This is a genomic window from Chryseobacterium sp. CG10_8 (assembly GCF_058117085.1).
Genome location: NZ_JBYVEB010000040.1, coordinates 16,457 through 27,147, shown reverse-complemented (window position 1 = coordinate 27,147; position 10,691 = coordinate 16,457). Strand labels below are relative to the sequence as shown.

The following is a 10,691-nucleotide window of genomic DNA, read 5'->3' as shown; positions in this document are numbered from 1 at the left end:
GCTTAAAAATATCAGAGTTCGATAATTCTGCTAAAGCCTCTTTTAAATTTGGGGAAACAGTAGAGTAGTACAGCATTATTTATTGATATAAAGTCTCATTGGTCGGATAGGTGTTTTTGAAAGTGTTTTGCTAACCAATTCTTCTCCATAGAATTTCTTAATTTCTTCTTTGGCAATCTCATCTCCACGCTCAAACACTCGTCTAATAACAGCAATATATTTTGTCCTCCAATCAATTGCATCAAAATCTGTATCCCAAAACAAATATTTTGGAACCTTAGAAAAATCTGGATGGCTAATATGAATACTATTTTTTGACACTTTGCTTAATGCTTTATACAAATATATAGAATTTCTATACAACATATTGTTCCAATCATTATATGAATTGATCGTTTCATAAAACCTTAATTATCAAAACAATTAAATTAAACGGAAAAGAGAACTAAAATAGAAGAGGAGTTAGATAGAAAATTTCAGTTTCAAGAAACGGTCGTTTTTTGAGATTAATTAAGCGTATTCAAATTTTTCTAATGAAATATTTTGAGTATTCCATTCTTTTTCTGCTTTACGCAAGTCATAAGCAGACTGTAAATTTACCCACAAAGTTGCAGTTCCGCCAAACACTTTAGAAATACGGATTGCCATTTGTGGACTAATTGCACTTTTTCCATTGATAATATTGGAAAGATTGGAACGAGTTACACCAAGCAAAGAAGCAGTTTCCGTAATCGTTAAATTATTTGGTTCAATAATATCATAAAAAAGAATTTCCCCTGCGTGGGTATTATGCTCAATGGCACGGACAATAGGTTTCATATAATTTAATTATTTAGTGAGTATCTTTCAAATCAATATCATAAGCATTTCCATTATCGAATTTGAATAAAATTCTCCAATTTCCAGTAACATCTACACTCCAAAAGTCTTTCAAATCGCCACTCAATGGGTGTAATCTGTAATTTCTAAATGGCTCAAAATCTTGTGGAACTTCTGTAATTACATTTAGCAAATCTAAAATTCTTCTAGTGCGATTTACCATTTCTGATGGTATTTTAGAAGAATCTCCTTTACTCCAATATTTAGAAAGACCTTTATGTTTAAAAGATGTAATCACATTTCATTTGTATTGTGTAAAGTTACGGAATACGTTTTGATTTACCAAAATAAACTTTACTTTTTTATTTCTTCATTGGTGTGTTTATCAAGAATCTTTGCATATCTATAAAATGTTGCTCTTGTTAATCTGAGTGTTTGTAAATTTCTTCAGGCGTTTTAGATTTATCTTTATAAACAGAACGTATAAGGATTAGTTTTGCAATTGTTTTTTTTAATCCTTTCGGTCTTCCTCCAATTTTTTCTCTTGCCCTTGCTGACTGTAATCCTGCATTTGTTCTTTCCCTTATTAATTCTCTCTCGTATTCGGACAAAGAAGCCATTATATTGAGAAAAAGACGGCCACTCATAGTAGAAGTATCAACACCATCAGACAAACCTTTAATTACAACTCCTTTGCTGTTTAAATCCAAAACTAAATCAATAATAATCATCTCTTGAAATTCAAGAGCTTTATAAATATTTTGCACTTAATAACAGAAAAATTTACTAATTTTACTTTAAACCAAATTCGATGAAAACCTATCTACAACAAGACCATTGTAGGCCAAAAAAAATCCTTTCACTTGATGGAGGAGGAATCAGAGGAGCCCTTTCACTAGGTTATCTAAAAAAAATAGAAACTATTCTACGTAAAAAAGAAGACAACCCCAATTATGTGCTTAGCGACTATTTTGATTTGATTGGAGGAACATCTACGGGAGCAATAATTGCCACTTTACTTGCTTTAGGTAAAGAAGTAGATGAAATCAAGGATATGTATATGGAGTTAGGTGGTGAAATTTTCGCTGGAAAAAGAAATTGGTGGAATCCTTTAGAAACATTTCGGTTTTTTAAAGCGGAGTTTAGTGAACGAAGCTTGGTTAAGCATTTAAAAAAGCATGTTGGAGACATTACCTTAGGTAGTACCAAATTAAAAACTGGATTATGCATTGTGGCAAAAAGAGCAGACACCAATAGCACATGGTTATTTATTAATCATCCTAAAGGAAAGTACTACAAATCAAACAATAATATTCCTTTATGGCAATTATTAAGAGCCAGTTCCGCAGCTCCTTCTTATTTTATACCTCAATCTATTGATGTTGGAAATGGAGAAATGGCTGCTTTTGTAGATGGTGGAGTAAGTATGGCTAATAATCCATCTTTAAGCCTTCTTATGGTAGCAACGATGAAGAGTTTTCCTTATCAATGGGAGTTAGGAGAAGATAAGTTAACCATAGTTTCGGTTGGGACAGGATATACAGAGTATCATAAACATACTAAACAAATTGATGAATCATGGTTGCTCTCCTGGGCAAAAAATGTTCCCGATATGTTGATGCAAGATGCCAGTTGGCAAAATCAAATTCTTTTACAATGGTTATCAAAATCACCAACAGCTAAAGTAATTGATGGTGAAATAGGAGATCTAAAAGACGACTGTTTGTATGAAACACCAATTATAAATTATTTGAGATTTAACATCTGTTTGTCTGAAAATTCTTTAAATGGTCTAGGTTTAAAGCGAGAATTTACTTCCCGAGATATAAAAGATATTGCGGAAATGAGCAATGCAAGCAATAGGTATCTCTTATATGATATTGGAGAGAAAAGTGCGGAGAAGGAAATCTTGAAAAACTATTTATAAAATATCGAAAAATGAGTATATTCATAAGTCATTCATCAAAAGATGAAAATTTGGTGCAAAATTTTGTTGATTTAATAATAAAATCATTCAAGATTGATGAAAATAAAATTCTTTGCTCAACATTAGATGGTCATAAAGTTCGTTCAGGTAGCAATTGGATTGAATCAATAACTAATGCCATTTCTGAGTCAAAATTATCCTTTTTAATCCTGAGCAGAAATTATTTTAAATCTCAAATTTGTTTAGCTGAATTGGGAGCATTATTACTCTGTAAAAGGAATAATAGTGTTATACCAATTCTTGTTCCTCCTCTTAAATCAACTGACACAAATCCTTTGGTTGAACTTTTAATCTTAGAATCAATTGACAATCAAGCATCTTTGGAAAGAATTAAAGAAATAATCATTGAGGGCTTAGGTGTGTCGGCTCCCAAAAGTGATTTTTGGAATCGTACGATGAATCAATTTATGAAAAATAATTCAAGCATTTTGATGAAGCAAAATAATTCCGACGACCAGAATAGTTTTATAGAACAAAGGGGATTCTCAGATGATTCTATCGTAGATGCTATTTTTAGTCACGACGGCAATTCGTCAAATATAGACCTATTAAAGCAACTTACCAACCAATTAAAAAAAACAATAATAAATCTATTGATCTCAAATACAACTATTTAGGCTCCATTTCTTCAGCAAATTGGCTTTCTTTAAGTCAAAACCCCAGCTACGGACACAATAAACTAATTGATTTGATGAAAAATAATTCTGAAAATATTGTAGCTAGATTAAGGTTAGAAGATGGTGAAAAAATAGACTACATTTCATTAGGTTCTGGTGATGGTGTTATTGACAAATATTTTATCCATGAATTACTCAAAAAAGATAATTTAAACACTTTTTACCCTTTTGACATTTCATTTGATCTACTTCAAAAATTGGTAAATGATTTTGTAATTGATAAATGGTGGAGCGAACCAATAAAAATTAAGGCCATTCAAGGAGATTTTTTTGATCTAGTCAATTTTAAAGATGTATTCGCTTACGATAATTATACTAATTTTTTTAGCGTTTTAGGATATACATTTGGAAACCATAATGAAGGAGAATTTATTGGAAAAATAAAAGAAGGAATGAACTCAGGAGATTATTTACTGCTTGATGTCCGGTTGCATAATCTTGAAAATATCCCTGAAAAACTGTCTTCTGAGGATAAAAGCACCTTAGTAACCGCATACAATCATGATTCTACTAACAAATTTGCATTTGGTGCTATTGAAGCTGTAACAGATGCAGAATTTAACAAAGTACAATTTGAGTGTGTTCCAAAACGCGAGTTTACCGTAGTTCCAAATGCTGTGAATATACTGATAGAATGTAAAAACATTAATTGTAGATTTAGAGCTGATCATAAGTCATTTAAAAAAGATAAAATTTGTTTAGGGTCAACTACATTATACTCGTTTGATGAATTATCAAAATGGTTGGCATTGAAAGATTTTGAAATTGTGTGGTCTCTAAATTCTAGAAACTCAGGATTTTTTCTTTTGAAAAATTTATAATTATTTTTAAAACCACCATGAAAACTAATCCTTTACTTTACACTCCCCGAACCGAAGAAGAATATCTCGAAACCCGGGTAAAAGATCAAATACAATGGTATGATAATAAAAGTAAAGCCAATAAAAGATACTATTTGTTTTTCAAGATTAGTGAATTACTATTTTCATTGTCAATACCCCTTTTATCAGCATATATAGATTCTGATGTAAGTCCCCTTAAAATAGTAGTGGGAATTTTAGGTATTTTAGTGGCTTTAACAGCTGGTATATTAACCATTATAAAATATCACGAAAACTGGATAGAACAAAGAACTACCGCTGAATCTTTGAAATTCGAAAAATATCTTTTCCTAACAAAATCTGGAGCTTATAAAAATAATGCTGATGCATTTAATCTTTTTGTAGAACGGTTTGAAAGTCTGATTTCTAATTCCACAAAAAAATGGATCGAATATATTAATACAAAAGAAGTTAAGAACAAAGATTAATTTTTTTTACATGAAGTACGACGCATTCATATCATACTCTCATTCTGATTGCGGTAGTATAGCTCCTGCAATCCAAAAAGCTATTGAGAATATCAGTAAACCATGGTATCAATTAAAAAGAAATTTGACAGTATTTAGAGATGAAACCAATTTAGGAGCAAATCCACACCTCTGGGAAAATATTGAAACCTCCTTAGAAAATTCTAAAAACTTTATCCTATTAGCTTCTTCTGAATGCGTAAAATCTAAATGGATTCCAGATGAAGTTGAAAAGTGGAGAGAGAAAGATCCACTGTTGCACAGATTCTGTATTGTTAAAACATCTGGTATTATAAAATGGAATGACACATCCAATGATTTTGATTGGGAGCAAACATCTTGTTTACCCGAATGTTTAAAAGGAAAGTTCCAATCAGAACCTTTGTACATCGATCTCTCAGAATATGTAAATAAAAATAATCGGCCAATTGACTATAAGTTACCTGGTTTTACAAATGGAATTGTAAAAATCATTTCTGCTATTACAGGGGTACCTCCAAGGGAAATTGAAAGTGATGAAAAGAAAAGAAAACAAAAAACAATTTTAGCCTTAACAATGGGATCAATAACATTTATTGTTATTTCTATTTTAGGATATTCGTTTTATAAACAAAAAGAGATTAACGAAAGAAATGCTATTGCTAATAATTTGATTGCTGAAGGGAACAAATTTAGAGAAATTGATATAAATAAGACATTATTTTTATATGCAAAAGCTTATGAAACTAATAAGGATAGTGCGACTTTTTCATTACTAAATGATTTTTATAAAAAAACGGTCGTACATGATCTTTGCACAGAAGACAGTATTGGACGTGGATTATTTTTTTCTAAAATTAATTTAAAACAAAAATTACGATCTAGCATTGTCGGAGATCAAATAGACTTTGGGAAAATTTTAGTTGATGAAGGTCTTCTTTTAAAAAATAGAGAAAAAATTTATAAGTATTCACAGTATCAATACTCAGCGGATAGTTTGTCACAAATTAATTTCACGAATGAATGCAGTAAATACCCAATAACATTCTTTACGAGAGGATCAATGTTTAATTTTGCTACTACTGATAATAAATTATTAATTTTTGCTAACTGTTATAATGGAGATTCTGCAGGAGAACATTCGGACGCCTTCGAGAATCAACCACTTGAAGAAGTCACATTGTTTTATGAAACTGCTAATTCCGTTAAAGACTTTTACTCTAAAATGTATGGTGATGATTATATTCAAATGGTTAAAGGTTTATTGTGGAGCAAGCCAACAAATCAACTTTTTGTATTAGTATGTGAGAGAAATGAAGAAGGATGCTTTATTCAAAAATTTGATTTTAAACCACCAAAATTACTAGATGAAAATCCTAATTCAATTGTAAAAAACATTTTGAACTTAAATAAATGATTTCTCTAAAGCTGAGAATGAGAATTTAGAGATTAAAAATAAACATAATCCACTTTTTAATAAAATTCAAAATCTACTAACCAACAAAAACTAAGATAATGCCAAAACTCTGCTTCGTTATCATGGGCTACGGAAAAAAAACCGACCCTACTTTAGGAAAAACCTATGATTTAGATAAAACCTATCATAATATAATAAAACCCGCCGTAGAAAAAGCAGGCTTTACTTGCGTCCGCAGTGATGAAATTTTAGAATCGGGTATTATTGATAAAAATATGTATGCGTTGCTGATCCATGCTGATCTTTGTATTGCAGATATTACCACCTTCAATCCAAATGCAATCTACGAATTGGGAATTCGCCACGCAGCAAGACCCTATTCTACAATCGTCATGAAAGAGAAAGACGGTAATATCCCATTTGACATTAATCACAATTCTATTTTTATGTACTCACACATGGGAGAAGATATAGGTGTAACCGAATCCCAAAGATGTATTGCTGCGCTTACTGAACTGATAAAGACTATCGACAAAAGTAAAGAAACCGACAGTCCGTTGTTTCACCATATTAAAGGGGTTACTCCGTATGTTTTGCCAGAAGAGGAATATATCCAAACCATCCGAGATTTGGCCGACAACGAAAGACATATTTTTGCCTTAGTTGAAAAAGCAAAAAATGAAATGGCTATTAGTAATTTTTTAGAAGCTGCTAAACTGTGGAAAAAAGCGAGTGACCGCGTAGAAAATGATGCTTACTATATTCAACAATTAGCTTTATGCACTTATAAAGATAAAACCGTGAGCCCAAATGTTGCATTAAATAAGGCTTTAAATATCATTAGTAAATTAGACCCTGAAAACTGGAATACTACAGATCCTGAAACTTTAGGTATTACTGGAGCTATTTACAAAAGACTTTGGGAAAATAATAAAACAACCATTGAATATCTTCATAAAGCAATAGAATATTATAGAAGAGGCTTCAATATAAAGCAAGACTACTATAATGGAGAAAATTACGCCCTTTGTTTAGATTTCAAATCAGAAATATCAAAAGATATCGTCGAGAAAACTTCACTTAAATACTTGGCTAATGAAATCCGAAAGGAAATAATTAAAATCATTGAAAAATTAGAAAAGGATGAAGATTTTAAAAAACGATCCGACTTAATATGGATATATGCAACGTTGGCAAACTGCTATGTAGCATTAGGTCATGAAGAAAATTTTAAAATTTACAATGACAGATTCTACAGTTTAAACCCTGAACCATGGCAAGTTGAAACATATGAAAATGGGTTGAGTCAATTAAAAGAATTAAAAAAATAAAAAAATGGCAAAAGAATATAAAATTTTTGTGAGTCATTCTTGGGCTTATCACAGCGATTTAGAGTATTTACAAAACATGCTCAATAATAGAGGCTATTTTAATGTGGAATTCATGGAAGCAACAAAGGAAATTCCAATAAACTCATCAAATGCTTCCTATATTAAGACTAAACTTAAAGAAAAAATCTCTTCATCTAATATTGTTTTAGCCTTCGCTAGAATATATGCCTCTCACAGTGATTGGATGATTTGGGAAATGGATAAAGCACAATCTCTTGATATCCCGATTGTCGGATTAATCCCCTTTGGCCAAGAAAGAGTTTCTCAAGAGGTTTCCAAAAGATCTATATTTAATACAAAATGGGATGCAGAAAGTATTGTCAACGCAATTAGAACTTACGCTAAATAATTGAAAAATGCCAGCACACAAATGTTTCATTTCTTTCAAAACAGAAGATAGAGCATATAAAACCTATATCCACGATCATCTTGAAGTAGATATGATTGACAAATCATTACATGAACCAATAAATTCTCATGATGAAGACTATATTATGCGAAAAATTAGAGAAAATTATTTGTCAGATTCGACTGTTACTATCTTCTTAATAGGGGATAAATCCGCAGAAAATTCTATATTTGAAAACCAAACTTTTATCAAAAGAGAACTACAGGCGTCTCTGTATAATGGAGTAGGAAACACTAAAAATGGTATTTTAGGAGTTGTCTTGCCGTCAATGACAGAAAAAATTTTTGGGGGTTCGTATACTTGTACCACTTGTGGAAAAAGTCATAACTTAGTTAGAATAAATGATAATACTGTCATTAAAGAATTTTCTTATAACTACTATATACCTAATGGAAGGTGTTCCTCAAGTGAGGACGAAAGGTATTGTGTTCTGACAACATGGGAAATATTTTGTAATAATCCAGATTATTATATTGAACTGGCTTTTGATAAAAGATCTCATCCAATTTCTAATAAAACTAAAGTAAAACCATAATGAACGAAAAGGATTTCCCCAACTATTACATTGCAGGAGATCAGGCATCTTTGTTGGCGCAAAAACTATATACGAGATATGTTAGGTTGGATCTACTTTTAATGGTATTAAGTGCAGCATTGACAATCTATAATTTTCAATCAGAAGAAAGCAAGAAGGTAATATACATTATTTCAGGAGGTGTAATGCTTATTGTTATAATTTTTTCCTTGGTTATTAAAAATAAAAAGTACGAAGATGTTTGGTATAGAGGTAGAGCTTTAGCAGAATCTACAAAAACCTTAACATGGCGTTTTATGACCAAATCCGAATATTTTGAAAACTCAATAACAGATGAGGAAGCTAAATTAAGATTTACTAGTAGGATAAGAGAATTACAGAAAGAGTTTAAAGATCTACATTCTTCCTTAAAGGCTAAACATTTAGCATTACTTATAATAACCGATCGAATGTCTGAAATTAGAAATCTTAAGTTGGAAGATAGAAAAAATTTTTATTTAAAAAACAGAATAGATAACCAGATTAGTTGGTATTCAAATAAAGCTGATTCCAATAAGGCTAAATATGAAAATTGGTTTTGGGGAGTAATTGCAATGCAGTTTTTAGCATTAATTTCAATCGGATATTTGATCCAAAATCCAGAATCTAATTTCAATTTTGTGGGGTTATTTACTACATTGTCGGCAAGTTTTTTTGGCTGGCTGCAATTAAAAAAATATCAGGAAAATAAAGAAGCATATACGACTGCAGCATCAGAATTAAATTTAATCAAACAAGAAGCAGAGTTTATAAATACGGAAGAAAGTTTTAAAATTTTTGTACTAGATTCCGAAAACGCGATGTCTCGTGAACATACGCTTTGGTTAGCTCAGAAAAGAATCTAATTAATCTCAATCTTACTGAAAAAAACGATATGTCAAACGAGAGTACATAATGCAAACGCCTTCACTTTCTTCAGACTATCTTTTTTAATAAATTTTCAGCTTATACGGCTTTTAGACATTATGTAAGGTTAAAAAACTAACACTAATTTTTACAAATAATCAAAAAACGTGTTAAACTTTTTTGTAAATTAGTCACATTGGATTTTTAATTTAAAGCTGAATTCGTTCAAAATATTATTTTGACTTTCATTATTTACCAATGCTACAAATGTCTTTATACGCTAATAAAAATAATTTTGTCAATACGGCGAGGTATTATTGCTCTCCTCTCTCATCGCTAATACTTTTTCGTTCGCTTAAACATCAAAAAACCAACCAATAGAAAATTTGTATTTATGAGTACTTTTTATAATGGAGCTATTTGTGATATATATATTGGAAAAGGAGCAGGAAAGAAACTACTTGAAGATATTTCTACCGCAAAAAAATCTGTTAAAATTATCTCACCCTATTTGTCTCCTTTTCTAATTAAAGAACTAATCTATCTCTACACTAAGGGGATTAACATACATCTAGTAACTACTGATAACATTGAAGATTTTTACGGATCCTACGAAAAAAACATTCACAAATTGATTAATCAGCATCAATCAAAAGATAAAGAAGCTGATAAAACTCGAAATTACTGGATTGATTTAACCAAAATATTATTATATATAAATATTGGTTTAATTTTGTCTCTTTTATTATCAGCTTATTTTTTTAAGGAAATCAAGCTACTATACGCGATTATTCCTATCATTCTTTTATTTATTACTCGAAACTTCTATCAAAACAAAATAAAAAATAAACGAATATATAATTATCATTATTCTCAATTATTTCCATTTAAAGTTTTTGTTTCTCCGGAAAAGGCAAATACCTATAAAAACACCTTTATACACAGCAAAATTTATATTATTGATGATAAAATTGTGTATATGGGTTCACTAAATTTTACAGGAAGTGGAACCAAAGAAAACTATGAGACAAGAATTAGAACAACTGATGATAATGCTGTGTCAAAGATTATTGATGAGTTTAATGAGCTTTTCAACCATTCGGGGCTTCCAGAAAGAGATATACAACGGTGGGGGAAAGAGTTATATCATGAGCCAATAAATTAAAGAAAATGCTCATTCCTAATAAGATCCCTTTCAAATCTTAGAATATTAATATCTTTTCTTATTCCCTTTTTTGTAAATT

14 protein-coding genes are annotated in these 10,691 nt (G+C 30.5%); 10 read left to right on the top strand and 4 right to left on the bottom strand.

Features of this window, described 5'->3' with window-relative positions; translation table 11 throughout:
- Positions 1-75 precede the first annotated feature (75 nt).
- From AC4AGG_RS08365 to AC4AGG_RS08350, 4 genes are all read right to left on the bottom strand, one after another.
- On the bottom strand, positions 76-321 hold the full coding sequence (locus tag AC4AGG_RS08365; protein ID WP_489771538.1) for a DUF6922 domain-containing protein: 246 nt from the start codon (positions 319-321) through the stop codon (positions 76-78).
- A 189-nt stretch (positions 322-510) separates the two neighbouring features.
- Positions 511-819, bottom strand: coding sequence for a HigA family addiction module antitoxin (locus tag AC4AGG_RS08360; RefSeq protein WP_489771537.1), 309 nt, complete (start codon positions 817-819; stop codon positions 511-513).
- A gap of 13 nt (positions 820-832) precedes the next feature.
- Positions 833-1,117, bottom strand: a complete 285-nt coding sequence (locus AC4AGG_RS08355; protein ID WP_489771536.1) for a type II toxin-antitoxin system RelE/ParE family toxin — start codon at positions 1,115-1,117, stop codon at positions 833-835.
- A 124-nt stretch (positions 1,118-1,241) separates the two neighbouring features.
- On the bottom strand, positions 1,242-1,586 hold the full coding sequence (locus AC4AGG_RS08350) for a recombinase family protein (protein ID WP_489771535.1): 345 nt from the start codon (positions 1,584-1,586) through the stop codon (positions 1,242-1,244).
- Between the two features lie 44 nt (positions 1,587-1,630).
- Between AC4AGG_RS08350 and AC4AGG_RS08345 the strand changes: the two genes are divergently transcribed.
- From AC4AGG_RS08345 to AC4AGG_RS08300, 10 genes are all read left to right on the top strand, one after another.
- Positions 1,631-2,746 carry a patatin-like phospholipase family protein gene (locus AC4AGG_RS08345; protein ID WP_489771534.1) on the top strand — a complete coding sequence of 372 codons (1,116 nt, stop codon included), beginning with the start codon at positions 1,631-1,633 and terminating at the stop codon, positions 2,744-2,746.
- Between the two features lie 11 nt (positions 2,747-2,757).
- Positions 2,758-3,423 carry a toll/interleukin-1 receptor domain-containing protein gene (locus AC4AGG_RS08340; protein WP_489771533.1) on the top strand — a complete coding sequence of 222 codons (666 nt, stop codon included), beginning with the start codon at positions 2,758-2,760 and terminating at the stop codon, positions 3,421-3,423.
- Positions 3,354-4,304 carry an L-histidine N(alpha)-methyltransferase gene (locus AC4AGG_RS08335; RefSeq protein ID WP_489771539.1) on the top strand — a complete coding sequence of 317 codons (951 nt, stop codon included), beginning with the start codon at positions 3,354-3,356 and terminating at the stop codon, positions 4,302-4,304. The genes AC4AGG_RS08340 and AC4AGG_RS08335 overlap by 70 nt, the downstream gene beginning before the upstream one ends.
- 17 nt (positions 4,305-4,321) lie before the next feature.
- Positions 4,322-4,792 carry a DUF4231 domain-containing protein gene (locus tag AC4AGG_RS08330; RefSeq protein WP_489771532.1) on the top strand — a complete coding sequence of 157 codons (471 nt, stop codon included), beginning with the start codon at positions 4,322-4,324 and terminating at the stop codon, positions 4,790-4,792.
- Between the two features lie 10 nt (positions 4,793-4,802).
- Positions 4,803-6,227: a toll/interleukin-1 receptor domain-containing protein gene (locus AC4AGG_RS08325; RefSeq protein WP_489771531.1), complete on the top strand. Its 1,425-nt coding sequence runs from the start codon at positions 4,803-4,805 to the stop codon at positions 6,225-6,227.
- Positions 6,228-6,325: 98 nt separating this feature from the next.
- A complete protein-coding gene (locus AC4AGG_RS08320) occupies positions 6,326-7,558 on the top strand; it encodes a TRAFs-binding domain-containing protein (RefSeq protein ID WP_489771530.1) in 1,233 nt (410 codons plus the stop codon).
- 4 nt (positions 7,559-7,562) lie between these two features.
- Positions 7,563-7,967, top strand: a complete 405-nt coding sequence (locus tag AC4AGG_RS08315) for a TIR domain-containing protein (RefSeq protein WP_489771529.1) — start codon at positions 7,563-7,565, stop codon at positions 7,965-7,967.
- A 7-nt stretch (positions 7,968-7,974) separates the two neighbouring features.
- Entirely contained in the window at positions 7,975-8,562 is a 588-nt protein-coding gene (locus AC4AGG_RS08310; protein WP_489771528.1) for a TIR domain-containing protein, read from the top strand.
- Complete coding sequence (locus AC4AGG_RS08305) at positions 8,562-9,446, top strand: DUF4231 domain-containing protein (protein ID WP_489771527.1); 885 nt, start codon at positions 8,562-8,564, stop codon at positions 9,444-9,446. The genes AC4AGG_RS08310 and AC4AGG_RS08305 overlap by 1 nt, the downstream gene beginning before the upstream one ends.
- A 395-nt stretch (positions 9,447-9,841) precedes the next feature.
- Positions 9,842-10,612 (top strand): phospholipase D-like domain-containing protein, encoded by a 771-nt coding sequence (locus AC4AGG_RS08300; protein ID WP_489771526.1) that lies wholly within the window; start codon positions 9,842-9,844, stop codon positions 10,610-10,612.
- Positions 10,613-10,691 lie beyond the last annotated feature (79 nt).

Excerpts from the sequence above, each read along its gene's own strand:
- AC4AGG_RS08360 (WP_489771537.1), bottom strand. The coding sequence starts at position 819 with ATGAAACCTATTGTCCGTGCCATTGAGCATAATACCCACGCAGGGGAA.
- AC4AGG_RS08345 (WP_489771534.1), top strand. The coding sequence starts at position 1,631 with ATGAAAACCTATCTACAACAAGACCATTGTAGGCCAAAAAAAATCCTT.
- AC4AGG_RS08340 (WP_489771533.1), top strand. The coding sequence starts at position 2,758 with ATGAGTATATTCATAAGTCATTCATCAAAAGATGAAAATTTGGTGCAA.
- AC4AGG_RS08330 (WP_489771532.1), top strand. The coding sequence starts at position 4,322 with ATGAAAACTAATCCTTTACTTTACACTCCCCGAACCGAAGAAGAATAT.
- AC4AGG_RS08325 (WP_489771531.1), top strand. The coding sequence starts at position 4,803 with ATGAAGTACGACGCATTCATATCATACTCTCATTCTGATTGCGGTAGT.
- AC4AGG_RS08320 (WP_489771530.1), top strand. The coding sequence starts at position 6,326 with ATGCCAAAACTCTGCTTCGTTATCATGGGCTACGGAAAAAAAACCGAC.
- AC4AGG_RS08315 (WP_489771529.1), top strand. The coding sequence starts at position 7,563 with ATGGCAAAAGAATATAAAATTTTTGTGAGTCATTCTTGGGCTTATCAC.
- AC4AGG_RS08310 (WP_489771528.1), top strand. The coding sequence starts at position 7,975 with ATGCCAGCACACAAATGTTTCATTTCTTTCAAAACAGAAGATAGAGCA.
- AC4AGG_RS08305 (WP_489771527.1), top strand. The coding sequence starts at position 8,562 with ATGAACGAAAAGGATTTCCCCAACTATTACATTGCAGGAGATCAGGCA.
- AC4AGG_RS08300 (WP_489771526.1), top strand. The coding sequence starts at position 9,842 with ATGAGTACTTTTTATAATGGAGCTATTTGTGATATATATATTGGAAAA.